Annotated in this window: 22 protein-coding genes and 2 pseudogenes; 13 read left to right on the top strand and 11 right to left on the bottom strand. The window is 60.1% G+C overall.

Features of this window, described 5'->3' with window-relative positions; genetic code table 11:
* Positions 1-25: 25 nt before the first annotated feature.
* Both HJB89_RS31085 and HJB89_RS31080 read left to right on the top strand, forming a co-directional pair.
* Positions 26-1,054 (top strand): D-cysteine desulfhydrase family protein, encoded by a 1,029-nt coding sequence (locus tag HJB89_RS31085; RefSeq protein ID WP_207584027.1) that lies wholly within the window; start codon positions 26-28, stop codon positions 1,052-1,054.
* 52 nt (positions 1,055-1,106) lie between these two features.
* Positions 1,107-1,700, top strand: a complete 594-nt coding sequence (locus HJB89_RS31080; protein WP_077988599.1) for an NADPH-dependent FMN reductase — start codon at positions 1,107-1,109, stop codon at positions 1,698-1,700.
* 52 nt (positions 1,701-1,752) lie between these two features.
* On the opposite strand, the gene HJB89_RS31075 is transcribed toward HJB89_RS31080, so the two are convergent.
* From HJB89_RS31075 to HJB89_RS31050, 6 genes are all read right to left on the bottom strand, one after another.
* Positions 1,753-3,300 carry an aldehyde dehydrogenase (NADP(+)) gene (locus HJB89_RS31075; protein WP_207584028.1) on the bottom strand — a complete coding sequence of 516 codons (1,548 nt, stop codon included), beginning with the start codon at positions 3,298-3,300 and terminating at the stop codon, positions 1,753-1,755.
* 206 nt (positions 3,301-3,506) lie between these two features.
* A complete protein-coding gene (locus HJB89_RS31070; RefSeq protein WP_207584029.1) occupies positions 3,507-4,142 on the bottom strand; it encodes an isochorismatase family cysteine hydrolase in 636 nt (211 codons plus the stop codon).
* Between the two features lie 19 nt (positions 4,143-4,161).
* Complete coding sequence (locus tag HJB89_RS31065) at positions 4,162-4,710, bottom strand: hypothetical protein (protein ID WP_207584030.1); 549 nt, start codon at positions 4,708-4,710, stop codon at positions 4,162-4,164.
* A gap of 87 nt (positions 4,711-4,797) precedes the next feature.
* Positions 4,798-5,787 (bottom strand): enoyl-CoA hydratase/isomerase family protein, encoded by a 990-nt coding sequence (locus HJB89_RS31060; RefSeq protein ID WP_221150925.1) that lies wholly within the window; start codon positions 5,785-5,787, stop codon positions 4,798-4,800.
* Complete coding sequence (locus tag HJB89_RS31055) at positions 5,784-6,290, bottom strand: RidA family protein (RefSeq protein ID WP_221150924.1); 507 nt, start codon at positions 6,288-6,290, stop codon at positions 5,784-5,786. The genes HJB89_RS31060 and HJB89_RS31055 overlap by 4 nt, the downstream gene beginning before the upstream one ends.
* Positions 6,284-7,009, bottom strand: coding sequence for an SDR family NAD(P)-dependent oxidoreductase (locus HJB89_RS31050; protein WP_221115927.1), 726 nt, complete (start codon positions 7,007-7,009; stop codon positions 6,284-6,286). Before HJB89_RS31050 ends, HJB89_RS31055 begins: the two co-directional genes overlap by 7 nt.
* Positions 7,010-7,297: 288 nt before the next feature.
* Between HJB89_RS31050 and HJB89_RS31045 the strand changes: the two genes are divergently transcribed.
* The 3 genes from HJB89_RS31045 (at position 7,298) to HJB89_RS31035 (ending at position 10,416) form a co-directional block, all read left to right on the top strand.
* Positions 7,298-8,383: a nitronate monooxygenase family protein gene (locus HJB89_RS31045; protein ID WP_221115928.1), complete on the top strand. Its 1,086-nt coding sequence runs from the start codon at positions 7,298-7,300 to the stop codon at positions 8,381-8,383.
* Positions 8,384-8,528: 145 nt separating this feature from the next.
* Positions 8,529-9,755: a YbfB/YjiJ family MFS transporter gene (locus HJB89_RS31040; RefSeq protein ID WP_207584035.1), complete on the top strand. Its 1,227-nt coding sequence runs from the start codon at positions 8,529-8,531 to the stop codon at positions 9,753-9,755.
* A gap of 202 nt (positions 9,756-9,957) precedes the next feature.
* The gene (locus HJB89_RS31035; RefSeq protein ID WP_207584036.1) at positions 9,958-10,416 is read left to right on the top strand and encodes a nuclear transport factor 2 family protein; all 459 of its coding nucleotides are present in this window, start codon (positions 9,958-9,960) and stop codon (positions 10,414-10,416) included.
* Between the two features lie 48 nt (positions 10,417-10,464).
* On the opposite strand, the pseudogene HJB89_RS31030 reads toward HJB89_RS31035, so the two are convergent.
* From HJB89_RS31030 to HJB89_RS31020, 3 genes and pseudogenes are all read right to left on the bottom strand, one after another.
* Positions 10,465-11,501: pseudogene (locus HJB89_RS31030) on the bottom strand (LLM class flavin-dependent oxidoreductase).
* A 165-nt stretch (positions 11,502-11,666) separates the two neighbouring features.
* Entirely contained in the window at positions 11,667-12,704 is a 1,038-nt protein-coding gene (locus HJB89_RS31025; RefSeq protein WP_207584038.1) for an alpha/beta fold hydrolase, read from the bottom strand.
* Between the two features lie 148 nt (positions 12,705-12,852).
* The gene (locus HJB89_RS31020; protein WP_221115930.1) at positions 12,853-13,521 is read right to left on the bottom strand and encodes a response regulator transcription factor; all 669 of its coding nucleotides are present in this window, start codon (positions 13,519-13,521) and stop codon (positions 12,853-12,855) included.
* A gap of 250 nt (positions 13,522-13,771) precedes the next feature.
* Between HJB89_RS31020 and HJB89_RS31015 the strand changes: the two genes are divergently transcribed.
* Entirely contained in the window at positions 13,772-16,612 is a 2,841-nt protein-coding gene (locus HJB89_RS31015; RefSeq protein WP_221150923.1) for a winged helix-turn-helix domain-containing protein, read from the top strand.
* A 710-nt stretch (positions 16,613-17,322) separates the two neighbouring features.
* Here HJB89_RS31015 and HJB89_RS31010 read toward each other — a convergent pair.
* On the bottom strand, positions 17,323-19,614 hold the full coding sequence (locus tag HJB89_RS31010) for an FdhF/YdeP family oxidoreductase (protein ID WP_221150922.1): 2,292 nt from the start codon (positions 19,612-19,614) through the stop codon (positions 17,323-17,325).
* Positions 19,615-20,379: 765 nt separating this feature from the next.
* On the opposite strand from HJB89_RS31010, the gene HJB89_RS31005 reads away from it, so the two are divergent.
* The 6 genes from HJB89_RS31005 to HJB89_RS30980 all read left to right on the top strand — a co-directional run bounded on the left by HJB89_RS31005 (position 20,380) and on the right by HJB89_RS30980 (position 24,342).
* Positions 20,380-20,922, top strand: coding sequence for a VOC family protein (locus tag HJB89_RS31005; protein ID WP_221150921.1), 543 nt, complete (start codon positions 20,380-20,382; stop codon positions 20,920-20,922).
* Between the two features lie 176 nt (positions 20,923-21,098).
* Entirely contained in the window at positions 21,099-21,812 is a 714-nt protein-coding gene (locus HJB89_RS31000) for an SDR family NAD(P)-dependent oxidoreductase (protein ID WP_221115931.1), read from the top strand.
* Positions 21,813-21,882: 70 nt separating this feature from the next.
* The gene (locus tag HJB89_RS30995; RefSeq protein ID WP_221115932.1) at positions 21,883-22,515 is read left to right on the top strand and encodes a DsbA family protein; all 633 of its coding nucleotides are present in this window, start codon (positions 21,883-21,885) and stop codon (positions 22,513-22,515) included.
* A gap of 36 nt (positions 22,516-22,551) precedes the next feature.
* Positions 22,552-22,788 carry a 4-oxalocrotonate tautomerase family protein gene (locus HJB89_RS30990; protein ID WP_012763342.1) on the top strand — a complete coding sequence of 79 codons (237 nt, stop codon included), beginning with the start codon at positions 22,552-22,554 and terminating at the stop codon, positions 22,786-22,788.
* Between the two features lie 311 nt (positions 22,789-23,099).
* A complete protein-coding gene (locus HJB89_RS30985) occupies positions 23,100-23,492 on the top strand; it encodes a tautomerase family protein (protein ID WP_221150920.1) in 393 nt (130 codons plus the stop codon).
* 145 nt (positions 23,493-23,637) lie between these two features.
* On the top strand, positions 23,638-24,342 hold the full coding sequence (locus HJB89_RS30980; protein WP_221132264.1) for a type 1 glutamine amidotransferase domain-containing protein: 705 nt from the start codon (positions 23,638-23,640) through the stop codon (positions 24,340-24,342).
* A 219-nt stretch (positions 24,343-24,561) separates the two neighbouring features.
* Here HJB89_RS30980 and HJB89_RS30975 read toward each other — a convergent pair whose 3' ends face one another.
* A complete protein-coding gene (locus tag HJB89_RS30975; RefSeq protein WP_221115934.1) occupies positions 24,562-24,981 on the bottom strand; it encodes a heme-binding protein in 420 nt (139 codons plus the stop codon).
* 1,187 nt (positions 24,982-26,168) lie between these two features.
* Here HJB89_RS30975 and HJB89_RS33515 point away from each other — a divergent pair.
* Positions 26,169-26,333: pseudogene (locus tag HJB89_RS33515) on the top strand (ISAs1 family transposase); the annotation flags it as partial.
* Positions 26,334-26,694: the final 361 nt, after the last annotated feature.

Below are 26,694 nucleotides of genomic sequence, written 5' to 3'. Positions count from 1 at the left end.
ACAACACATAAGAAGAGAAGCAGAGATGTCCGACTGGAATCTTTTGAACGGTTTTCCGCGCGTGCGCCTGGTGAACGGACCGACGCCGATCCAGCGGCTGGATCGTCTGGAGCAAGTCCTCGGCGAGCGTCGACGAGGCGTCTCGATCTGGGCGAAGCGAGACGATCTGATGGAACTGGGGGGCGGGGGCAACAAGCTACGCAAGCTCGAATTCCTGATCGGCCAGGCCCTGTCGGAAGGCTGCGACACTCTCGTCGTAACTGGCGGCGTGCAGTCGAACTTCGCTCGTCTGGCCGCGGCCGCCTGCGCCAGAACCGGAATGGCATGCGAGGTCGTTCTGGCTCAAATGGTGCCCCGCGGGACCGAGATCTACCAGACGAACGGCAACGTCTTGTTGGATCGGCTCTTTGGCGCCCGTGTCCACCTCCTCGGCACGGGCGATGATGCGGGCGCATTCGCCAGGAGCCGCGCGTCGGAAATCGCCGCGGCTGGAAGCAAGGCTTTCGTGGGCACGCTTGGTGGTTCAACGCCGGTCGGAGCTTTAGGCTACATTGACTGCGCACTCGAAGTCGAAGTGCAATCGACCGAAATCGGCGTCGCGTTCGACCAGATGATTGTCCCGAATGGCAGCGGCGGCATGCACGCCGGTCTCGCCGCAGGAGCTGTTTTAGCCGGAAAAGATCCGTCGAGGATCAGAGCGTATACCGTTCTCTCGCCAGCGGAGGCGTGCGTCGCCGCGACGGTGGAAAAAGTCAACGCTGTCTTCGACCTTCTCGGGGAGCAATACCGAATTCGAGGGGAGGAGCTGGCGATAGACGGCGCTCAGCTCGGTAGCGGCTACGGCATGCCGACGTCCGAGATGGTCAAAGCAGTCAATCTCGTCGGCCGCACTGAAGGCCTGCTTCTGGATCCCGTCTACGGAGGGAAGGCCTTTGCCGGCCTGCTGTCCGATATCGAAAACGAAGTCATCGCGCCAGGATCGAACGTCCTGTTCGTCATGACGGGAGGTTCTCCTGGGCTCTATGCCTATGCAGACGCCCTGAGCAGCGACTGATCCTCTCCCCGGAGGGTCATTATCATCAACCCGACATAAAACGAGGAATGCCATGCCCACGAAACCTAAGATCGCCATCATCATCGGCTCCACCCGGCCGACCCGTTTCGCCGACAAGCCCGCACAGTGGATACTGAAGCAGGCTCAGGCTCGCGACGACATCGACGTCGAAATCGTCGATCTGCGCGACCATCCGCTGCCGTTCTTCGACGAGGTCGCGTCGAACGCCTACGCACCAAGCCAGAGTGCGGAAGCCGTTCGTTGGCAGCAGACCGTGGCCCGCTACGACGGGTACATCTTCGTCGTCGCGGAATACAATCGCTCGATCACCGGCGTGCTGAAGAACGCCCTCGACCAGTCATACGTGGAATGGGCACGCAAGCCGTTCACCGCGATCGCCTATGGCACGGCGGGCGGGTCGCGCGCACTCGAGCATCTGCGCGGAATCGGCGTCGAGCTGCAGATGGTTTCCACGCATGCGGCCGTTCATATCGGCGGCAGCGACTTCTTCACCGTCTTCTCGATGGGCGGCAACAAGCCGATCGAAGAGATCGAAGCCAACCTGCTGCCGTCGGCGAAGACTGCGCTGGACGAGCTGGTCTGGTGGGCGAAGGCCACGATGGCTGCGAAGGCTTCAGAGGTGTAACCTCTGCGAGACAAGGAGCGGGGGCGTCAGCGCCCCCGCTCCAGTTTATCGTCTACACGCGAGCGGCGGAATTGCTATTCTTGAGTGGAGCTGGAAGCAGGTCTGCCGGGAAGTCCTGGTAGGACACCGGGCGCAGGAAACGGTAGATCGCCAATGTGCCTACCGACGTCGATCTTCCGTCCGACGTCGCCGGATAAGGTCCGCCATGGACCATCGCCGGGGAGACCTCGACGCCCGTCCCGAAGCCGTTGACGAGGAGCCGTCCGGCGAGAAGTTCCAACTGCGGGATCATCTTGGAGGCGGCGACGACGTCTTCGGCATCCACGTGTAGCGCGATGGTCAACTGACCTTCCAAGGATTCGACGACCCTGCGCAGATCGTCGTGGTCACTGCAGCGAACGATCAGTCCCGCCGCGCCGAAAACTTCTTCCTGAAGCTCCGGATTGGCGAGAAAGGAAGCCGCCGTCGTCTGGAAAAGCGCGGCCGAGGCCTGATGAGCCGTTCCGTCCTTCCCGACAGAGACCTGCGATACGGATGGTGACGACGCAAGCCTTGCAACGCCCTTTCGATACGCCTCGCAGATGCCGCCTGTCAGCATGGTCTGAGCCGGCGCTTCCGCCAAGGCCGCCGCCGCGCTATCGACGAAGGCGTCGAGGCCCGCACCCTCGATGGCGATGATCAGCCCAGGATTCGTGCAGAATTGACCGGCGCCGAGGATGAGCGAAGCCGCGAACGATCTTCCGATTTCCGCGCCCCGGCTGAATAGTGCGTTCGGATAGAGGATGACGGGGTTGATGCTGCTCATTTCGGCGTAGACGGGTATGGGCTGCTTCCGCTCCGATGCGATCTTCATCAGCGCTGTCCCGCCACGGCGCGAGCCGGTGAAGCCGACGGCGCGAATACGATGGTCGGCGACAAGGGTCTGGCCGACCTCGAATCCTGCGTCGAACAAAAGCGCGAAAGTCCCCGACGGAAGCCCACATGCCGCGACGGCGTCAACGACGGCCTTGCCAACGAGTGCGGAGGTTCCGGGATGGGCGGAATGCGCCTTGACGATCACCGGACATCCTGCTGCGAGGGCAGAGGCGGTGTCGCCGCCAGCGACAGAAAAGGCTAGGGGGAAGTTCGACGCCCCGAACACTGCGACCGGTCCGAGAGCGATGTTGCGGAGCCGAAGGTCGGGCTTCGCCACCGGCTTGCGGTCGGCGTCGGCGGGATCGAAACGCAAGTCCTGGAAAGCACCGTCTCGGACCTCCTTCGCGAAAAGCCTAAGCTGTCCGACCGTCCGGGCACGCTCTCCTTCGATGCGGCCACGCGGCAGTCCCGTCTCGTCGATCGCTCGCAGGACGAGTTCGTCGCCAAGGGCCAGAATTCCTTCCGCTATCGCTTCCAGGAAGCGGGCCCGATCTTCGAGCGACGTCTCCTTGTAGGCCGGGAAGGCGTCCCAGGCCAACGCTGCGGCCTGCTCGACCTGCTCCTTCGTCGCGCCTGCGAAGTTCGGCTCCATGGTGTTGCCGTTCGCAGGATTGGTCGCGAAGAACGCTGAGGCGGCACCGCGCACGTTTGCGCCGCCGATAAGAAGGTCGCCTGAGAGTGTCATCGTGGATCCTTTCGAAATGATGAGCGGGCCGCCTTCCAACAAAATGGGGGAGTGATGCGAGGCGTCCGCGGCTGGCTGTCGAATTCAAATAAGGTTCGGCGAAGCACGTGCCAACCCCCGAAGCGCAAATAGTATTACTTTTCGATGTCAGAAATCCGGCGTGTGGTAGGACGCGCGCCGGATGGCTGTTGGCAACGGCGTCGACCTTACGCCGTCTGGGTGAGAGCGATCGCCGCCACGGTTTCCTTTGTGTCGACGATGGCACTGGCGTAGCTCGGAAGATTGACCTCCAGGGCTGCGTGCATCATTTCCGGCGAGTAGTCGGCGACCGCGTCCTTGACGACCGTGACGTCGTAGCCGAGCTCGACCGCATAGCGGACGGTCGCCTCGATGCAGGTGTGGGCCACCAACCCGATCACGATAACACGCTGTATGCCGTGCCGTTTCAGCTCGAGATCGAGATCGGTGTTGGCGAAGCCGCTTGAGCACCAGTGTTCCGATGCGACGACCTCGCCGGCCACGGGCACGAATTCGGCACGGAACTCACCGCCCCACGTGCCGAACTCGAAGCTCTTGCGGTGCCAGGCCGCACGCTGGATCGGCGCCACGTACTTCCAGTTCTCGTAGTCTCCGGCCCGGTAGCGATGATGCATCGCGAAGAACACCCGGAGCTTAGCTTCGCGGGCGGCGGTCAGCACTTCAAGCATGTGTGGAACGCAGTTGTTCGCCTCCGCGACCTCCTTGATCCGCGGCCAGATCTTGCCACCCTCAGAAATGAAGTCGTTGTAGGGATCGACCACCAGCAGTCCGGTGTTGCTTCGATCGAAGGATAGGTCAGTCATGATGTTCTCCTTCGCCGGATCAGGCCGCCTTCGTCGCGGAGTTCTTCAGGGCTGCGCGTTCAATGCTCGCAGCGAACAGCGGCGTCTCGCCTTTGTTGTGGGCGATGGACATCGGCTGTCGCTGCGTTCGGAAGAGTTCGAACGGGATGCCCTGGCGATCGAGGAAGGCGATCATCTCGTCCGTTGCAAAGGATTGGACGCGGTTGGTGAATTCGCAGCGGTTCGCATCGAGCTTCTTCACACTCAGTTCCCAGGTGACGTGGATGGTGACCCGGCCGTTGGGCGTAAAGACGTCGGAATCGGAGTCGAGGATGAGATGATCCTTTTCGCCGAGTGTCTCATGGTAATGCTGGACCATCAGGCTGCCGCCGATCGTCTCGACGTTGATCGACATCCGCGTGCCGTCGGCCGCGGTGGTGAAGCCTGCCGCGATGTGGGCCGGCGAGCAGCCTTGATATTCTTTTTCAGGAAGATTGAAGCACCACGTCGGGATGTCGATCTTCTCGATCGGCGCATTGATGATGGCCGAAAAGCTTGAATCGACGATCTGGTGTTCGAGACTGTGCATGGGATATCTCCATTGTCGTTGAGTGCGTTGAAGGATGTCCGATGCCCGCGCGCGACCTGCCGCTCGCCACGCGGGCACCGTCTCGGCCTACTGGTCGGCCAGAGTTTGCGTGTAGTGTCCGAGCTTGGCCTCGATGTCCGGATCCTTCTGCAGGCCCATTTCCATCAGCCGTCCGATGTTCTTCTGCGCCGCCGGACGCTGGACCGACGTGATGAAGGCGTCCCAGCCGGCGGCGATCTCGGGATCGCTCGGAAGGCTCGCGAAATCGACCAGCCGCTTGGTGTCCGCAATGGCCTGTCGGTCGAAGCCGGAGATTCGCGTCGCGAGGGCGTCTACGAACGGATCGAGTTTGTCGTCGTCGAAGGAGCGGTTGACGTAGCCGTACTCCTCAGCGAGATCGCCGTTGATGTCGTCGGATCCGAGAAGAACTTCGAGCGCTCGACCGCGCCCCATCAGTCGCGGTAGTCTTGCCATGGGGCCGCCGCCGGGGACGAGGGCAGCGCCAACCTCCCACTGTGAGAGAATTGCCTTCTGACGGCTGGCGAAGCGCATGTCGCTGGCGAGAGCAAGCTCGCTTCCGACGCCGGTCGCGCGGCCGCGGATCAGCGCGATTGAAACGACCGGCGATTTGCTGATGCGAACCAGCATGTCGGGCAGGGGGTGCAAGCCCGTAGGCCCAGAGGGAAGGCTGGTGGATTCGGCGAGGGGCGGCGTAATGTTGTAGTGGGTGAGGAAGAACCCCGGTACGTCGCTGTCGAAAACGACGACTCTAAGATTGGGATCGCTCTCGATTGCGGCCACCACTTTCTCGAACTGAGGGATCGTCTCCGGTCCGAAGATGTTGAAGGGCGGATTGTCGAAGGTGACACGCCAGTAGGCGGGCGTCCGCTTGTCCACCTTGATCTGCGCATGTTCCTGACCTGCGTGGGCCTTGACGACCGCACCGCGGTCCACCTGTTCGGCGACCTTCGTCTGACCGGATAGGGCGAGCGCCGGAAGCAGCAGTAGCGCCGCGGCGGTAAGGGCTTTCGACGACATCGCGATTGCGCTTGTCCTGGTAGGTTGTCTGACCTTCATGGCTGGCTCCGTTCTTGGGTTTGGGATGCAAACGCTGGCCCGATCTCGAAGACCAGTTCGATCTCGACCGGCATTCCAAGCGGTATGCTGGAAACGCCGAGGACGATGCGGGGAGGGAGCCGGGCGGGACCGAACACGTCGAGCAATAGCTCCGACGCTCCATCGGCGACTTTGGGGTGTTCATGGAAATCGGCAGGGCAGGCGATATAGACGCCCAGCTTGGCGACCGGTCGAATTCTGTCCAGCGTTCCTAGCTGCGACTGCGCGGCGGCTAGACCACTAAGGCAGGCCGCCCGCGCCGCGTCGTAGCCTTCGGCGACGGACAGCTCGCGGCCGACGAGGCCCGTATAGAGTGGCAAATGTCCGGCGACCGGTAGCATGCCGCTTAGGAAAAGCAGCGAGCCGCTTTGGAACGCTTCGACATACGCGCCGAATGGCGTGGGCGCCTTCGGGAGGCATATCGCCAGTTCCTTGATGCGCGCCTCAGCGCTCGCGACTACCATTTGCCCAGATGTGCGCCGTTGTCGACGTGCAGCACCTCCCCGGTGATGTTTGAGGATTCCGTCAGATAGACGACGCCGTCGACGATCTCCTGAACCGCCGTGATAGTCCCCATCGGCGACAAGGATTCGAGGAAGGACCGCGGGTTTTTCGCATGGAGAGGAGTGTCGACCACCCCCGGAGACAAGGCGTTGACGCGGATGTTGTCCTTGGCGAACTCCAGCGCCAGGCTCTTGGTGACGGCGTTGAGGCCGCCCTTGGTAACCATTGGAAGCGACGCGGTCACGCCGGCAATCGGATGGTCCGTCAGCGACGACGTGATCGTCACGACGCTCCCGCCGGACTTCTGGCGCAGCATTTGTCCGATCGCGCGCTGCGTGAAATGGAGGAATCCCTCGACGTTCGTCGCGCACAGCCGCCGGAAATCGTCGATGGTGTATTCGAGGAACGGTTTGGTGAAGAACACTCCGGCATTGTTCACGAGTGCGTCGATCGAGCCGAACTGCTCAATCGCCGCCGCCGCCGCCCGCTCGGCGGTTTTCGGATCCGCGACGTCGCCGCTGATCAGTTCCAATCGCCCCGCACGGTCGAAAAGCGTGCTCTCGCTGATGTTCCGAGAGGTTCCGACGACGTTCCAGCCCTTGTCCAGGAACGTCTTGACGAGTCCGGCTCCGATCCCTTGCGACGCGCCTGTGATGATAACAGTCTTATGCACCTTCATGCCTGCCTCCGTTGTGGCGACGCGGGTACCCTTCGTCCGCCAGGTGGCGGTCGGTCGCTTTGTTCCTCGTGTGATGCGTTGATCCAGCCATCGGCCGGGAGCTTCCCGGCGGTCGCGCCGTCGTCCGCTCTGCCACGACAATCGCGCCGAAAATCGGGACCCGATATTGTACCAAGGTGTTCCCAATACCTTCGGATTGGGTCGCTCTTCAGGACACCAAGGTCCAATAGACGCGGGTCGTGGCCGGAGGTATCAGCGTTGCAACGTCACGCATGACAAGGAGTCCACATGACCCGCTGGCCGGATCGCCGAATTCTCGACCTGTTTGGAATCGAGCTTCCCATCATCCAGGCGCCGATGGCCGGAGCCACGACGGTCGAAATGGTCGTCGCCGCGGCCAAGGCCGGCGGTCTGGGGTCTCTCCCAAGCGCTCAGTTAAACGTCGAGGGGCTGCGTCAGGCCCTCCATGAGATCCGCGGCGCTACCCACGCGCCTGTGAACGTGAACGTCTTCTCACATGTTTCCCCCGCCGAAGATCTGGCAGCGCAGATGCGATGGAGAGCCCTGCTGGCGCCCTACTTCGTAGACGCAGGACTTGACCCCGCCGCGCCGATCGCCACGGCGGGCCGTGCACCATTCGACTCTTCGTTTTGCGAGGTGGTCGAGGAGTTGAAACCGGAGGTCGTGAGCTTTCATTTCGGGCTGCCCGAAAAATCACTGGTGCAGCGTGTGAAGGCGACAGGCGCGAAGATCATATCGTCCGCCACGACCGTGGCTGAGGCCGTCTGGCTCGAAAAAAACGGCGTCGACGCAGTCATCGCCATGGGTTTCGAGGCCGGCGGACATCGCGGGAATTTTTTGAGCCAGGACATGACGACACAGGTTGGAATCATGGCGCTCCTGCCCCAGGTGGTCGACGCGGTGCGGGTGCCGGTCATCGCAGCCGGCGGGATCGCCGACGGGAGAGGTGTCGCCGCCGCCCTGATGCTCGGAGCTTCCGCCGTCCAGGTCGGGACAGCCTACCTGTTCTGCCCTGAGGCGAGGATTCCCGCAGTTCAGGCAGAGGCGCTGGCTTCGGCCCGAGACGACAGCACCGCGATAACGAACGTTTTTACCGGCCGTCCAGCGAGAGGCATCGTAAACCGTCTGATGCGCGATCTAGGTCCAATCTCAGATGCCGTGCCTGCATTTCCAACTGCCGGAGGAGCTCTCGTTCCCATCAGAGCAAAAGCCGAGGCGGAGTCGAGGAATGATTTTACGAACCTCTGGTCGGGGCAGGCCTCCCGTCTTGCTTTGAAAGTTGGTGCCGAGGAATTGACGCGAGAGCTCTACCAATCCGCGTTGGACGTTATCGCACGCCGCAGTCCTACCTGACGGCATCCCGCAGATCCTTGCGGATCCCGGCAGACAGCCTGCCGCAGACTGACGGTTCACGCAGACCTCGACCAATCTACCTGAAGGGGAGCAGCCGTCGCGCGAATTCGTGGCGACATACTCCAATCGAACAAAGGACAGCGTCATGTCTAAACACAGCCCCAGCCCATATGTGGTCGTGCTCGCTGGATCGGCGTCCCTCGCCATCGCCATGGGCGTCGGGCGGTTCGCATTCACTCCAATTCTGCCGATGATGCTACACGACGGCGTCCTTGATCTTTCGCGAGCCGGAGGACTCGCGACTGCCAACTACGTCGGCTACCTGGTCGGTGCATTGGCGGCGATGGCAGTACCCAAGAGGTGGGACCATACCTTCGTCATACGCCTGACACTAGTGGCCACGGTTCTGCTTACGGCTCTGATGTCTGCGCCCTACGCCGAGGCCTGGGTCGCTCTTCGGTTCTTGGCGGGCGTCGCTTCGGCGATCGGATTCGTCTTCACCTCCGGTTGGTGTCTCGCCCAGCTTTCGGGAACCGGCAGCTCGATCGGAAGCGCCATATTCACGGGACCCGGCGCAGGCATCGCCGTGTCCGGGCTGGCCGCCAGCGGGATGACCATTCTCGGGCTGTCCGGCCACACCGCCTGGCTGATATTCGCCGCGATCTCCGTCACGATCAGCGGGATCATCTGGAAGACCTTCGGCGAGAGCGCGAAGCCATCCGACGCCTATTCGGTGGGGGCGCCGACGCGCGCCTCCGGCAAGGTGCCGAAATCGGAAATGCCTCTATTTGCGATCGCATACGGGCTGGCCGGCTTCGGCTACATCGTCACGGCGACCTATCTTCCGGTGATCGCGAAGAACAGCATTCCTGGTTCACCCTTGCTCACCGTCTTCTGGCCGTTTTTCGGGGTCGCGGCAGTCGTCGGATCGCTGCTGGCGGCGCGCGTGGAGCATAGCGCCGACGTGCGGCTCCATCTGATTGCCGCATACCTCGTGCAGGCGGTCGGGGTGGGGCTGTCGGTTATCTGGCAGGACGCTTTCGGTCTTGCACTCAGCAGCGTTCTCGTAGGCCTGCCGTTCACTGCGATCAGCTTCTTCGCCATGAACGAAGTTAGGCGGATCAGATCGAGCCACCACGCGCGTTACATGGGACTACTGACGGCGGTGTTCGCGATCGGACAGATCATGGGGCCGCCTGCCGTAGGAGTGATCATGAGGCATGTGGTGAACGTAGACGCCGGGTTCGATCTCGCGCTTGCCGTCGCCAGCATTGCGCTCGTAGTCGGCGCCGCGATCTATGTTGCGATGATCCTGCTGTTTCCAAGCGAGCGGAATGCGAGGACCGTAGGGCGTTCGGTCCGTCCCACTTGAAAATCACGCGCTTCTATCTTCTCCGATGCGATCGTCGCGTATCTCCAAATTTATGCTCGACACCATCGTACAATAGAAGGGTTGGTATCGATTGCGCATGCTGCCCTGACGTAGAGACGGGTAAACCAAGTTGGCCAGTACGAGGAGAGTTACATGCTTTCCAAGTGCGTCAGCCACCTTTGAGGAAGTACGGAGAAAATCAATGGACCGGCATCTCACAGTTAACGGCGGCGAGACGGCGCAGGACGATGGAAGCGCCTTGGATGCTTTGATACGATTCTATCGAGCCTTCAACGCTGGCGATCTCAAAGGGCTGGAACAGGTCTGGCTCGGCGGCTCGGATCCCAGCATGGACAATCCGATCGGCGGCATCCGCCGCGGTTGGGACCAGATCGCCGACGGGTATTCAAAGCTCTTCAAGGGAAAAACGAAGGTCCAGGTGACCTTCCACGACTTCACGAGTCAGGGCGGCGACGAGTGGCATCTGTTCGTCGGCCGCGAACGCGGAGTATGTCAGACGGCGACAGAGACGCTTGATGTCGCCTTCCGGACGACCCGGTGGTTTGTACGCAAGGACGGCGGTTGGCGACAGCTTCACCATCATGGGTCCGTCGAGGATCCGCAGATGCTGGCTGCCTATCAGAAACTGATCTTCGGCTGAAGAGATGGGGCGCCGGCAAACGTCGGCGCTCCGCGCGACGCGCACCCGCTAGTCGCGAAGCTGTTCCCGCACCAAAGGCGCGACGTCGGTTCCCAGCAGCTCGATCGAACGACGCATCGCTTCCGCGTCGAGCGCGGCGGTGCTCATCTGAAAAGTGATTCGAGCAATTCCTCCCAACGTTCTGTTAACATGGGATATCTTGGCAGCCACCGTCTGCGGGCTGCCGACGAGGAATGCGCCAACCGGCCCGCACATACGCTCGAACTGAGCCTGCGTCGGCGGCGGCCAGCCGCGCTCTCTTCCGGCGTCCGTGAACATTTGGAACCAGCCGGGGAAAAACGCTTTCTTTGCGGCCTCGTCGGTCTCTCCGACAAAGCCAAGAGCGTGGACGCCTATCCGCTGGTTTTCAGCGGGATGCCCGGCGACGAGCCATGCTCGACGATAGAGCTCGACAAGGGGCAGAAAGCGCTCGAAGCTCCCTCCGATGATGGCCACCATCAGCGGGAGGCCGAGAGAGCCTGCGCGGACGAAGGATTCGGGCGTGCCGCCAACGCCAAGCCAGATTGGCAATTTGGGCTGATGCGGACGAGGGAAGACACCCTCGCCATTCATCGCAGGACGAAACCGGCCCTGCCACTTAATGTTGGGCTGCTCCCTGATCTTGAGCAGTAGGTCCAGCTTTTCCGCAAACAGCGCATCGTAGTCCCTCAGGTCGAAGCCGAACAGGGGATATGCCTCCACGGAAGAGCCACGACCGACCACGATCTCCGCTCGTCCGCGGGATATCAGGTCCAGCGTTGCGAACTCCTGGAAAAGCCGGACGGGATCGGAGGCGCTAAGGACGGCGACGGCGCTCGTCAGCCTTATCGACTTGGTGCGCGCCGCCGCTGCGGCAAGTATCACGGCGGGCGCGGAATCAAGCGCGTTTTCCCTTGGTGTTCGCCCATTCCGAAGACGTCCAGACCGACCTGGTCCGCCAGCTCCACCTCGCAAAGTACGCTCTCCATGCGATCGACGGCCGACTGCAGGCGACCCGTGTCAGGGTCGGGCAGGAGCATCGCAAAACTATCGATACCGATTTCCAAAGTTGAATCCTTTCAAGGAGCTCGCACCCGGAGCCACGGCGTTCTGACGCCTGCCCGGCGGAAGCGCTTCCCATCTCAACGACTAGGCGATGCCTCGCCAGTGTGATTTTTCGGATGGAGATCATCGATTTTTTCGATAATTGAGCGCGTCGGGACCCCGGTTGCTCACGCCCAGGAATCGACATCTCTTACCGCCTTGGCGAACGCCTCGGGCGCCTCCTGCGGCAAATTGTGGCCGATCCCGCCCGCGGCGAGACGGTGTTCGTATTTCGCCTTGAACTTTGTGGCGTAGGCGTTGGGATCCGGATGAGGCGCTCCGTTGGCGTCGCCCTCCATCGTGATCGTCGGCACATGGATCTCGGGACCGGCCGCAAGCCTGGTCTCGAATTCGTCGAACCGTTTTTCACCTTCCGTCAGGCCCAGCCGCCAGCGGTAGTTATGAACGACGATCGAGACGTGATCGGGATTGGTAAATGCTTCTGCACTCCGATCGAAGGTCGTGTCGTCGAACTTCCACTGCGGCGAGGCGAGACGCCAGATCAGCTTGGCGAAGTCGTTCGTATATTTTTCATAGCCGTCGCGACCGCGGTCCGTGGCGAAGTAGAACTGATACCACCACTGAACCTCCGCGGCTGGGGGCAGAGGCGCCTTTCCAGCAGCTTGGTTCCCTATGAGATAGCCGCTGACGGATACTAGACCCCTGCATCGTTCTGGCCAGAGCGCTGCGACGATGTCGGCGGTCCGCGCACCCCAGTCGAACCCGGCGACCGTCGCCTTTTCAATCTTCAAGGCGTCCATCAGCTTGATGGCGTCGACAGCAAGCGCCGACTGTTGGCCGTTCCGCATAGTGTCATCGGACAGGAACCTGGTGCTGCCGTATCCGCGCAGATGCGGCACGATCACACGATGACCACGCTCCGCGAGCAAAGGCGCCACCTCGGCGAAGGCGTTGATGTCGTAGGGCCAGCCGTGGAACAGCATAACGGGCGAGCCGTCTTCAGGACCGAGCTCGGCGTATCCGACATTCAGGTCTCCGGCGTCGATACGCTTGTCGGCAACCAGGCCCATACCCTTGTGCCGTACCGGCCTTTTGCTTTGCTCGGCACCTTCGACGCGCCCTGCGAGGATTCCTGCGGCCGTCAGCCCGAGTGCCACTCCGCCAAAGGAGCGGCGTGTCCAGGTCGCGTTGTTTGAGTTGCTCATGGCTGTGTCTCCAAAGATCGCTTGTAGAATGCCTGCCGCACGACAGGCCCTTGCGAGTCCATTTCAGACAGATGGCAGAAATGCGCTACTGTCCAATGGTGTCGGGTCAGCTACGGCTCGTGCTTAAACATGGAGGCGCTGCGGCGCCTCAGAACGCCGAAAGTTCGTTCGCGACGGAGCCTGACGCAGGGCCGAGCCTTGCGGCCATATACAACAGGTCAGGAAGTGTTCTGGCGTTCATCTTTCTCATGAGCCGGCCACGATGAGCTTTGACGGTGATCTCGCTAATGTTCAACTTGAAGGCCACCTGCTTGTTCAGCAAGCCTTCCACCACGAACTTCATGACTTGCCGTTCTCGCGGTGTCAGCGTGAGAAAATAGGCTTCCAAACGGTTCGCCTCGTTGAACGCACGAATAGATGCGTTTACCTCCTCCGCAATTACGGCGGGATCATCCTGCTTGGGGAGGAAGGTCACCCGGAATCTGGTTGTGGCAACAGACGTGGCCGGACTGCCGCTAGGGGTGACGACGATGATTGGGCAGTGCACGGCGTAAGAACAAATCAATCGCGCTAGATCTGAAACCGGCAGATCGGCCATGCTTGCGTCAACAAGGATGCAGTTGAAGCATCCAGATTGGGCACCGCTGAGCAAGTCGTGCGCTGAGGTGAACCGTTGTAGTTGCCGGCCCATGCCCGAAATATGTAGATGCAAATTGGGATCGAGTTCGGTGCCGTTATCCAATACGGCGACCAAAGCATCGCTGCAGAGTGTTGTCGCCATTGTCGAGAGATCAGTCGGTTTTTTTGTGGGGAACATGCCATTCGTCCTCATCGATCGTGCACGCGACGTGCTGCGGCTGGGAGATTGTTATGAATGCTTCACGCTGCCTCGTAATGAAGGTGCTCCGCGATTTTTAAACCAGCACGCATGCGTTCGCGACTTAAGTGGTGTGAGAGATCCTGAAAAAAGCTGAAGTATTCCCTTACCAGTTGTTGAAGTGCCCTTGGCGCAATCTGCCCCTCTGTGATTTTATCGATGCGGTTGAACCAGATAGATTCGGGTCGCTTTGGGACAGATTGAGATAGGCCTCTTCGAGCACTCCGGATGGGAGCTTGATCTCGAAAAGCGAGAGCTGCGTGCGATGGGCGCTCCGGTACCGCTCGGCAGTCGCGCGTTCGAAATCCTCGAAACACTTGCAGTTTCTTCGGGTAGGATCGTCACGAAAGACGAGCTGATGAAGCGCGTCTGGCCTGGAATGGTCGTCGAGGACAACACCCTCCAGGTTCATATCTCTGCAATAAGGCGTGCGCTTGGAAAGGACCGAGACTTGCTGCGTACCGTGTCCGGTCGCGGATATCGACTACTCGGCGAGTGGACGGAACCCGAAAAGCGGTTTGCCGATCCGACGCTCGCCACGCTCGTGCGGTCGAGCGAACGAGAGGATTTTGTTACTAACATCCCCTCGGCGGCGTCCGAGCTCATCGGCCGTCAGGCTGCAATTTCTCATATCGTGACGCTCATGTCGGCCTATCGAATTGTAACCCTGACGGGACCCGGTGGGATCGGGAAAACCGTACTCGCGTCCGAAGTCGCCCGCCGCCTGCAGCCGACGATCGATGGGGATGCATTCTTTGTGGAGCTGGTTTCCCTCTCGGATCCAAATCTTGTTCCCACTACACTTGCACAGGCTCTCGATCTGCGCCTTCAAGGCGACGACGTCTCTGCCGAGCTCGTTGCGCGGGCAATTGGTAACCGGAAAATGTTGCTTCTAATCGACAACTGCGAACATGTTGTCGATGCCGCTGCCGAGATGGTCGAGGCGATGCTGCGCGCCTGCCCGAACGTTTCGGTTCTCGCAACGAGTCGGGAACTTCTCAGGATCGAGGGGGAGTTTACATATCGTGTTCCCCCGCTTGATGTGCCCGCGAACGAAAAGGTTGGTGATGCGTTAACGCACAGTGCGGTTCAGTTGTTTGTCGCCCGAACGAGGGCGTTGCAGTCCGACTTTACGACGAGCGGGGACAGGGTCTCGATTATCGCGGGTATTTGCCGGCATCTGGATGGAATTCCCCTGGCCATAGAGTTCGCCGCCGCCCGTGCTGCCACGTTGGGGCTTCAACAGATCGCCGGCCGATTGGATGACCGTTTCGTTCTTCTGACCGGCGGACGCCGTACTGCCTTGCCTCGACACCGCACGCTTCGGGCCGCGCTCGATTGGAGCTATGAACTATTGCCCGAAGGAGAGCGTCGCCTTCTGCATAGTCTCTCCGTATATCCCGGAGGGTTTACCTTGGAGGCAGCGATGGCCGCCAGCGGGGAGGACGAGGAAGAGACCGCACTAGGGCTCTCGAACCTCGTCACGAAATCGTTGGTGACCTTCGACGGAACGGAGGCAGCCCCGCGGTGGCGTCTTCTGGAGACGGTGAGGGTCTATTCGCGGGAAAAGCTTGGAGGGGGCACCGACTATCGAATGACGATGAGGCGGACCACGGCCTTCTTCCGTTCGTTATTTCAGCCATTTTCGAGTGAAGACTCGCTGCAGTTGGCAATCGATGGTCTGGGGCCGTATCGCCGAGAGATCGATAATCTCCGAGCCGCTTTGACTTGGGCGCTTTCTCCAGAGGGCGATGGAAAGCTCGGAGCAGTCCTCGCCGCAATTGCCTCCGATTTCTGGACCGCGACCTCGCTCGTGTCCGAGTCAGGCGAATGGGCTAAAAAGGCGCTCTCCTGCCTCGAAGGAGAGGAGGGGGGACGTACGGAACTGGTCCTACAGTGCGCCCTGGGCTTCGCGATGATTTATACGCAGGGTATGAGCGAGCAAGGTAGAGCGGTGCTCGCACGCGCCCTAACACTCGCTGAAACGTTGGATGACCAGGACTACCGGCAACGCGTTACTTGCGCCCTCTGGCTTTTTAGCGCTCGATCGGTGGAGTTGGATGATGCGCTTGTTTACGCGCAGGAATACGGGAGAGGCGCTGGCGGAGGCGATGCAAGGTCACGCGCCACGGCAGCTTGGCTGTCGGGCATCCCGCAGACCTATCAGGCTCACCACGTGGAAGCTCATGACCGACTTGATTGGGCGGCGAGGAATTCGCCGCCCAACAATCGTCGTACGGATATGCTCAGGCTCGGGGCGGACATTCGGACGTCCTCAATGGCTCATGACACCGTCAACTTGATCTCGTTGGGTCGATTGGAGGTGGCTTCTCAAGCAGCCGAAGACTCAGTCGATGAAGCCCGTGCAACCAAGCAACCATTCGTATTTTGCGTCGCGTTGGCCTGGGCGTCCGCCTTCGTGTCACTCAGTCTGGACAACGAAGCGCGAGCACGACACTGGGGCGAAGAACTCACTGCACATGCACTGCAGCATGGTCTGAAACCGTTCTACGCAGTTGGCATATGCGTCCGAGGCAGCCTGGCGTCGCGTTCAGGCTCGCCCGCGGAGGGGATCGACGCTCTTCAAGCCGGCATTCGAGACATGCAAGAATCCTCGTATCTACTGTTCTATCCGTTTTTCATGTGTGAACTCGCAGCCGCGTTGCAGGCGGCCGGACGTCTGGACGAGGCGCTCTTGGAGATCGACAGAGCACAGAAATTTTCAGTGGAAAAAAGCTACCGCTGGATAATGCCCGAACTTCTACGAAAGAAAGGCGAGATCATCGCAGCACAAGGTGCGAATGAGAGCTTAGCCGTAGACCTCTTTCGGGAGGCTGGCCTAAGAGCATCCGCTCAAGGCGGTTTGTATTGGGAACTTACAGCGGGCATGAGCTACGCGGAATATCTGGCCAGCCGCGGTGATCTTCGAGCGGCACAAGAAATCCTTCGTCCCGTCTACGAGCGGTTCCGCGAAGGACTGTCTACCCCTCGACTTTTGCAGGCGAAGAGGTTGCTCGGCGCGAAGCAATGAGCTTCGTAGATCTTTGACTGATGCTTCGACGCGGCTTCGAAACTGCACGGCCACGTTGTTGCCCGCTCGTTGACGAAGCCTGGGAATACGAAAGTATTGGCAATACCTATGTGCAACAGCTTCCCTCTCTGCTGGTTGCCATACTGGGCTCCTAGCCAGGCCGTTTGTCGGCGGGTGTCAGGAGAACACTATGTCTCACAGGAACCGCAAGCCGTCGGGCAGTATCTTCCCAGGCGTCGCAATATTATTTGCAATGGCAGCTCTGGTTGGCGCCCTGGTGTCGATACAGCGGCCAGCGGCTCCGATCCGCGTCTGGGTACCTGCCCAGTCCGGTGAATCCCGTTTAGGCGGGGAAAAATCGCTCTCTACGTGCTCACCTGTGTGGGCCGGCTGCAATCCGTCGAATCCTGTATAACCTACAGCATCAAGGGCGCCGATATGATGAAGCTGCATTACAGCATGTGCGGGGCAGTGCTAAGCTCGGAGCACGTGTCCATGATGCGTGGTCTGCTCAAGGAGCATTGCGAGAACCGACAGTACGATAGACAAAGCGCCGAAGCCGAGGATGCGGCGAGGGGCCTTCTTTGGTGGTACCAGAACGGAGTGACCGAGCAAGAGAGGCTCAGGCACCTACTCGCGATCAGCGTGGTTCGCGGGTCTTGAGGCAGACCTGCATGACAAACTTACGCCTCTAGCCGTCTCGGTGTTTGTCAATCTGCGAGTTTCACCCTGACTGGCACTCCCTTGTAGGACGGCGTACCGGACTGGCGATCGAAGTGTCGGAGCGAGATGACGACGTTCATCTCTGGATAGTAGCCCGCGATGGAACCCTTCGGAATGTCGTAGGCTACCGCCGTGAAACCGCTAACGAGATGCTTGTCATCGACCTCGCCAATGAGCCCTCGTACCTCCATGCGATCGCCGTCCTTAAGGCCTCGACCCGCGAGATCTTCCGCATTCATAAAAACCACGTCGCGCCGACCGAATACGCCGCGATAACGATCGTCCAATCCGTAGATAGTGGTGTTATATTGATCGTGACTTCGAATAGTCGTCAGCATCAAGGCGCCTTCGCTCTCGGCGGGCGTATCCTCGGAGAGACCGGGAGACGGGAGGAACTTCGCCTTTCGCTCAGGCGTGTTCCACCGGCGAAATGAAGCAGCGACGTCAAGTCTAAAGCCGCCCGGTTTGCGCACACGAGTATTGAATTCGTGGAAGTCGGGAAACACCTCCTCGATCTTGTCGCGGATGCGATCGTAGTCCGCTACCATACCCTCCCAGTCTATGCCATATCGGTCACCAAGCGTAGCTCTTGCGATCCCTCCGATGATCGCCGGCTCGGATCGGACAAGTTCGCCAGGTGGGTGAAGAAACCCTCGCGAAGCGTGAACCATGGACATCGAATCCTCGACAGTGACCGCTGGGCGGCCGGATGCCTGGATATCGCGGTCCGTCCGTCCGAGACATGGCAGAACGAGAGTGGTTTTCGCCGTCAGCAGATGGGATCGGCTGAGCTTCGTTGCGATATGGACGGCCAGATCAAGGCTCCGCATGCCCGAAAATGTGGCCCCGGAATCGGACATCGCGACCGCGAGGTTCCCGCCAAGACAGATCAGCGCCTTCGCTCGGCCATCGATGGCGGCCTCCACGGCCTCGATGGCGTTGTGACCTTTGTCGCTCGGCGGGCGAAAACCAAAGGCGCGTTCCATGCCATCGAGAAGCGCTTTGTCGGGGATTTCGGTTATTCCTACCGTCCGATCTCCTTGCACATTGGAGTGGCCTCGGATGGGCGCGATTCCCGCACCCTCTCGACCAATGTTTCCTCGCAGCATCAGGAGGTTCGCGATTTGCTGGACGTTGTACGTGCCCTTGGCGTGCTGTGTGATGCCCATGCCATAACAGACAATTACGTTCCTCGCATTCGCGTAGACGTTGGCCGCGCTCTCGATGGCCTGCCGGGTTAGGCCACTGACAGCGACTATCTCTTGCCAAGTGGTAGCATCGATATCCGCACGTAGGATGTCGAATCCTGAGGTGTGTTGATCGATGAACGGCCAATCAAGTATGCCGGCGCCGCCCGCGGCGAGACTTGCTACGTCTCGTTCGAGCACCGCCTTCATTATACCTTTCAAAACGGCCAGATCCCCGCCGACACGGACTTGATGGTAGGCCGAAGCGATCGGCGTTGAGGACATGGTGACCATCTCGACCGGATCTTGAGGTGCGGCGAACCGCTCAAGCGCGCGCTCCTTCAGGGGGTTGAAGACGATGATTGGAACGCCTCGGCGCGCCGCCTCATGCAATGTCGACATCATGCGCGGATGGTTCGTGCCTGGATTGTGCCCAAAGCTGAAGATCGCGTCCGCATGATCGAAGTCTTCGAGCGTGACGGTTCCCTTGCCAACGCCGATGGATTTCGGAAGCCCCACGCTGGTAGCCTCGTGACACATGTTTGACCAATCGGGAAAATTGTTGGTGCCATAGGCGCGAACAAATAGCTGATAGAGGAACGCTGCTTCGTTCGAGGCACGACCGGAGGTGTAGAACTCGGCCTGGTCCGGATCGTCGAGCTTGTTCAACTCGACTGCGATCAGCGCGAATGCGGCGTCCCACGCGATCTGTTCGAAGTGTTCGGTGCCTGGGTCGTACAGCAACGGCAGAGTCAGGCGGCCGGCGTCTTCGAGCTCATGATCCGCCCACGTCCAGAGCTCGGGCACGCTATGCTGCTTGAAGAACTCCGCGTCGGTCCGCTTCGCGGTGGATTCCCACGTAATCGCCTTGGCGCCATTCTCGCAGAATTCGAACGACGACGTGTGCTTGGGGTCGGGCCATGCACAGCCTGGGCAGTCGAATCCCTCCGGCTGGTTGGCCTTTAGTAGAGTTTTGCTGCCTTGCGCGACAATCTGTTGGTGAGCAAGCGTCTTCGCGACGGCCTTAAGCGCGTCCCAGCCGCCGGCCGGGTGGTCGTAACGTTTGATTCCGTCCGGACGTTTGCTCTTCATGATAGTTCCTTCATCGCTGGTGGCATGGTCGGATAGATATTGATCGCCAGATCCCCGCGAACGTGCGCGACGCCTGCCAAGGAAGTGTGACTTCAAAAAAAGGCCGTCTCCGGGCGGGTGGAGACGGCCTTGGCGGACCTTGGCGGATCCGCGCGCTCCGGCAGAGGGGAGGAGTGCTGGAGCGCAGTGCTCTTGAGAGCTTATCGCCCAGGAGGGGTGGGCGATGAGTAAAGCTAACCGGTCCGCGCAGTCCCCATAAGTGCACTTTGGTATTGGGCTTTCGCTGGCCACGGCCACGGTCGTGTATGCTCGAACAGCCTTAGGAAGCGGGCCGCTCTGGCCCGCGTGCTTTTTCGTGCTTGTAAGCAAACCAGCCCGTGGCTTCTCTGTTTCTGACCTTGGTACGAAGGGCCTCTATCGCAAGGTCGAGGTGCCTGCCTCGTTCGTGCAGTTCTCCTGCGGTGCTGAGCGGGCGCTCGGAAGGTTCGGCTACTGTTGTCGTATTTGCCATTTGACTCGCCTGTTCTGGAATGACCGATGGGTTTCGCCGCAGCCTTGGGCGCCTAACGCGACGGAGGCTTATGATGATTTCGTCCGCTCGACGGTGCTACGGTACGATGGTGTCGTACATCCCACCCACGGCGTCCTGCTCGCGCCCAGGCCGGCGATACCTAAGTGTAATGGCGGGCGTGGTGCGAGTTTATAAGCTTGGGCCACGTCGCCACCTTAAGGATCCGTCGGCGATCATTTCAAAGGAGCACTGATATGGATAGCGAACTGAGACCATCCAGCAAGGAAGCGCCGCAGACCATCTCGGGTGTTGCGATGACGCTCGAGCTTGCGGTGATCGCCGTCTCCGACGTCGAGCGAAGCAAACGTTTTTACGCAGCACTCGGATGGCGTTTCGATATTGATTTTCAAGGCGACGACTACCGTATCGTGCAGTTCACTCCGCCTGGATCTGGATGCTCCGTGATGTTCGGGCAGAACATAACCACGGCCCCGGCTGGTTCATCGCGGGGATTGCACCTGGTTGTTTCGGATCTACCGGTAGCACGTGCCGATCTCGCATCCCGAGGCGTCGAAACGAGCGAACCATTCCATGACGTTGGCGGGATTTTTCATCATTCCAACGGCGTGGGCATCACGGCTGGACTGAATCCGGAGCGGAAAAGCTACGCATCGTATTTCATTTTTCATGACCCGGATGGAAACGAGTGGACTGTTCAGGAGATCACGACCCGCCTGCCGGGGCGCAAGGGAGATACCGCATTTACTAAGGAGCTAACTAAGGCGGTGTGGGGATAGCGAACTGGTCCACGACCGCCGACGAGCGCGCTAACGATTATGCCGAAAAACGGTTCAGTGACTGCCGCTGCCTAGCAATTCTCCCGATGAGCGAGAGCATCTAAATCAGTAGCACCGACGCCGAGGGCGTAGGGCGGCCCACACAAGGACCGCTGCAATTGAAAGGATGTAATATCATGAGCAATCAGCAGAAGGTCGCCATCATCACCGGTGCATCGCAGGGCATCGGCGAAGGTCTGGTCCGCGCCTATCGCGAGCGGAACTATCGCGTGGTCGCCACATCGCGTTCGATCAAACAGGGTTCTGATGACGGCGTACATGCCGTGGCGGGCGACATCTCCAATTCCGAGACCGCAGAGCGCGTCGTCCGCGAGGCGATTCAACGCTTCGGCCGGATTGACACGTTGGTCAACAACGCGGGCGTGTTCACTGCAAAGCCTTTCGTCGACTTCACTCAGGAAGACTACGACTTGAACTTCGGCGTGAACGTTTCGGGCTTCTTCCACATCACGCAGCGGGCGGCGAGGGAGATGCTCAAGCAGGGCTCCGGCCACATCGTCAGCATCACCACGAGCCTCGTAAACCAGCCGGTGTCGAGCGTCCCCACGGCTCTCGCTTCGCTCACCAAGGGCGGTCTGAACGCCGTCACGAAGGAACTGGCCATCGAGTTCGCCAAGACGGGCGTCCGGGTGAACGCCGTGTCTCCTGGCATCATCAAGACCCCGATGCACGCTCCCGAGACTCACGAGTTCCTCTCCGCTCTCCATCCGGTCGGCCACATGGGCGAGATAGAAGACATCGTCGAGGCCGTGATCTACCTCGAGAGCGCAAGCTTCGTCACTGGAGAGATCCTACACGTCGACGGTGGCCAGAACGCCGGCCGCTGGTAGGCCTCGACCAGGAAGCGGGCACGTGGCGTGGATATGCCGCGCGCCCGACAAGCGAGTGAAAGGAAAGACAATGGAACTTGTACTAGCCGCCGATCCGATGTGCTCTTGGTGCTATGGATTCGGCAAGCAAATGGGACTGCTGCTTGAGCGACGTCCGGACCTATCCTTGAAGATCATTCTCGGTGGACTGCGCGCGGGCGCGACCGACGTTCTCGACGACGCGGGCAAGCAGTTCAGACTGCACCACTGGGGCATGGTCGAGGAAGCCAGCGGCGTGCCGTTCAACCGGGAAGGCCTTCTCGCCAGAAAAGGCTTTGTCTATGACACGGAACCCGTGTGCCGCGCAGTGGTGACCGCCCGCATCCTCAGGCCGGAAGCCGATCTTCTGAGCGTCTTCCGGGCATTCCAGCATGCCTTCTACGTCGACGCGCTCGACACCACGGACGGCGCCGTACTGGCTGAGACCGGATCTCGCGCACTCGCCGAACTCGGTCATCCCGTCAGCTCGGAGGAATTCCTGGCAGAATGGAATAAGCGTAGCACGATCGAAGAAGCCGCAACGGACTTCGCGACGGTGCGAGCAATGGGTGTTTCAAGCTTCCCGACCTTGTTCTTGAACAAGGCTGGAACTCTCGGCAAGGTCGGCGCTGGGTATGCGGATGTCGACGAACTTGAGAAGCACCTCGCTGCAATGGCCGCCTAGCAGATCGACGAAGTCATCGAACAAGGAGAATAGCAAATGCCCATAGTCACCGTGCAAGTAACCCGTGAAGGCACGACCCCAGACCGCGCGTCGGTAACTCCCGAGGAGAAAGCCGCAATCATCGCGGGCGTCAGCCAGGTCATGCTCGACGTCCTCAACAAGCCGCTGGAGTCGACTTACGTGGTGATCGAGGAAGTCGACTTGGACAACTGGGGCTGGGGCGGCCTTCCAACCGTCCAATACCGGAAGAAGAAGGCTGAAGGCAAAGCCTGACCTCACGGTATTCCAGAGGAAGAATATGCACGCCGCCGGTGATCACCGGCGGCGTGTGCGTTTTTCGCCGCCGGCCGGATCCAACTGAACGCAAGGAGCCGAAGCTCTCAGCTCGGCAAACAGGATGCGGAGCATGCTGTGAGCGAAGTGGGTTCATCCCAGCCAGTCGGCGTGCCTGGTGCTGCGGCAAGGAACCGCTATCGCTTCTCCGTGCCGTCGAGGCGTCGGAAATGCCATCGTGCAATAGCCTTGGCCACCTAGCAGGAGGACAGTTCTCAGCGACACTGTTTTCGGCAATTTTGGAGACACCAATGCCCCTCGTCAAAATCCATATCCTGAAAGGTCGTTCGCCACAGGAGGTCGACGTGCTGCTTGATACCATTCACGACGTCGTCGTGGAGACTTTCGGCGTTCCGCGGAGAGACAGATACCAGATCCTTCAAGAGCACGAGGCGTCGAATATTCGCGCGCTTGACACTGGGCTCGACATCACCCGGACCGAGAAGTTCCTACTGCTCGAAATAACCAGCCGCCCGAGGTCTCGAGATGCCAAGGTGGCCTTCTATTCAAGCCTCACGCGTGCGCTCCAGGCTCGCTGCGACGTGGCGCCATCTGACGTGATGGTCTCTCTGCATATCAACTCGGACGAGGACTGGTCGTTCGGCATGGGCAGCGCGCAGTTCCTGACGGGCGAGCTCTCATAGGCACACACCTCTCGGTCTGGTAGGTCCACCAATACCAAGGTATCGGCGATACTAACGTGCACATGCAAATCCGGCTGATCCAAGACATGCTCCCAGTCGTGCAGCCGATCGGCTGCAAATTCAGAAAAGTGGAAGGAGCTTAGGCATGAAGATCCTTATGGTATTCACCTCGCACGACACCCTCGGAAGCACGGGGCGCAAGACTGGTTTTTGGCTGGAGGAGGGCGCCGCACCGTATTACGTCTTCCGCGATGCAGGCGTCGACTTGACACTCGTGTCCCCCAAAGGCGGTCAACCTCCGATCGACCCGAAGAGCGATCTGCCGGAAAATCAGACGCCCGCCATGACGCGGTTCAAGGCCGACGAGGCCGCGCAGAAGGTTTTTGCGAGCACCAAGAAACTAAGCGAAGCCCGTTCCGAAGATTTCGACGCCGTCTTTTATCCCGGTGGCCATGGTCCCATGTGGGATCTCGTGGACAATCCGGAGTCCATCAAGCTGATCGAGTCCTTTTACAACTCCGGCAAGCCGGTGGCGGCAGTCTGCCACGCGCCGGCCGTGCTTCACCGCGTCACCCATAAAGGCGCTCCGATCGTCAAGGGAAAGCGGGTGACGGGTTTTACCAATGGCGAGGAGGAGGAAGTGCAACTGACGAAGGTCGTTCCTTTCCTCGTTGAGGACGAGCTCAAACGTCTCGGCGGTCTCTATGAGAAGAAGGCGAACTGGGAGAGCTTCGCTATCACCGACGGCAGATTGATCACCGGGCAGAACCCGGCATCTTCCACCGCGGGAGCGCAGGCGCTCATCAAGCTTCTCACCAGTTTGAAAGCTGGCGCCGCCGTCGTCGCCTAGACCGATCAACGGCAAGCGAAAAAGAGGCCGGTAGATCGTGCATCTGCGGCCTCTTTTTGTACTCGTGGAGGATCAAGCCGAACAGCCAATTTCAGGTTCCCGAGAAGATGGCGGCTTTCGTTTCGAGAAATGCGAGGCCTCTTCCGTTGCGCCTGTTGATAGCCAGCGCACGGGTTTGGACGCGCTGTGGAATGGGCTGGCCGAGCATCTGAATCGGCTTCACCCTGCTGGGCGCGCAGAGACGTCGCTCTTTCGTGGCCGAAGCGCCGCCTCGAGGATACCAATGTCCTGGGCGACGGTCCCGCCGCTTATTCCGACGCCACCGACGACCACGCCCTCGTAGACAAGGGGCGCGCCTCCTCCCATGGCGCAGAAGCTGTCTTGCGACATCAAATGGAATAGCTCTTTTCCAGGCTGTACGAGATCAAACAGGTCGGATGTTCGTTGCTGTGTGAGTGCGGCGGTGTAAGCCTTGCGGTGGGAGATCAACATCGAGAAGGCAAGTGCGCCATTTATCCTATGCTGCAGTACCGGATTCCCGTGAACGTCGATGACGGTGACGGTTACCGGCACCTTAGCGGTGAACGCTTCCGCCTCCACGCGATCGGAGATGTCCTTTGCAAGAGCAAGCAAGTCCATTGTACGGTTCCTTAGTCAGGTTAAGTGGCGTTGAATGAGAAAGCTTGTGGCGGAGCCGACCGGGCCGTTACCGAACCTTGGTATCGCAGAGACCAAAGTATGCCGCGCCCGCAGGCGGTAAGAGGTCGGCATCGTGATACAGATCGTGCGGCTGCCAATCCCCTTGAGCGCGATCATCTCCAGCTTTCGCGATGCTGCGGTGCAAATCAGTGATGTCGCGAACGGATATCAGGCGCGGCTCGTCACAAGCCGCAACTGTCGGCCAAGGGTCGTCGCATGGAAGGATTTGGGAGCAGACGATGACGCGAAGCCGCAGCAGAGATCGCCATCACGGGTGCGGACGACAGTTCCTGGAAGTTCGTCGCGAAGGGCTTTAGGAGCAAGGCGGCGTCGGCCGGAACGAGCTGATGCCCAAGTGCTGAGGGGAGCCGGTGCCGTGAAGCCTCGCCCTGCACCTCGATACTCGAGACGGTGTATGTCGAGAACTTGGACGAGGTGCGTTCGGTTCTCTCCGAAGTCACGGAAAGTCCGGAAATCCTCCGCGTACCGCTTTCGAAGCTGGAGGCCACCTATCGAACGCGGCTCCAAGAGACGGGGCTTCTCAGCAGTTGCAAAGGCTGGCCTTCTGCTGCCGCCATTCACGCCTCAATCTATCGCTGCATTCCAAGAAAAGTTCGAGCCGAGCAATCTCTGGACCGCGCGGTATCTACCTGAGAAGCGAAAGCGGATGATGCCTGAAATGTTCCGATCTTTGACGGACGCGGGGATCGCGCCCGTCACTCTTAGCTACAATGGAACAACCACCGTCTGGCGCCGCGAGGAACTGGAAAGCCATTTCGGATCGGATCTCGTGCCATGCATGCGATGAAGCGGCCTTTACCCATGCAGACCAATGTCCCCGCGCGTTCGTCGAGTGCAGGCAGGGCGGCGACGTCTGCGATCAGATGCGGGGGATATCGCTTCATCTCATCGGTAACCTGGGCACGGACCATTTGCAGGCTTATACGTTCTATGATTTCGGAGGCGATAGGGAATTGAAGGAGATCCAGGGCAACATGGCGCGGCTCCTTTCCGAGCAGCCCGGTATGGGTATCAGCGTCGTGTGAGAGATGCGGCTTCTCTATAGAGGTGGGTGAACCGTTGCGAATCAACAACTTGGTGGATTCTCTTTAATGTGGGTTCGTCACTTTGAGCGCGGTCTTCCGTCCCATGACACCCTCAATGACGTGATCAATGCGCTCGACGCGGACGTGTTCAAAGCCTGTTTCACCGCGTGGGTGGAGGCGCTCAGGGACAGCGATCCCGAGGTCATCGCCATCGATGGCAAGACGTCGCACCGCAGCCATGCCCGCGTGACATACTGCTGTGCGCGACAGGCGGGCAGGATATGTGGGGACGACGCGTGGCTTCCTATTTCGATTATTGCGGCCTGCCGGTTGTGGCTGCGCTGTACGTCACGAAAATCGCAGACCGTTGAAGCTGGTTTTGCGAGATTAGGAAAGATCGGGGAGAACGCCAATGCCGCACATACTCATTTTTGTTTTCTACGTAGGCACGTCGCCTACGCCGACCGTCACGATTGTTCAGGAGTTCAACACCGCGAAGGCGTGTCAGAATGCCCAGAACCGATTGAGGCTCGACCTGGTGAACAAGTTTCCCGATGGTGAGGATCACGGAGGTTGTTTCGAGAAGAACCTTTGACCTGCCGCATCA

This window comes from Rhizobium sp. NZLR8 (genome assembly GCF_019685025.1).
Taxonomy (GTDB): Bacteria; Pseudomonadota; Alphaproteobacteria; order Rhizobiales; family Rhizobiaceae; genus Rhizobium.
This window is presented reverse-complemented; position numbering and strand designations above follow the sequence as displayed.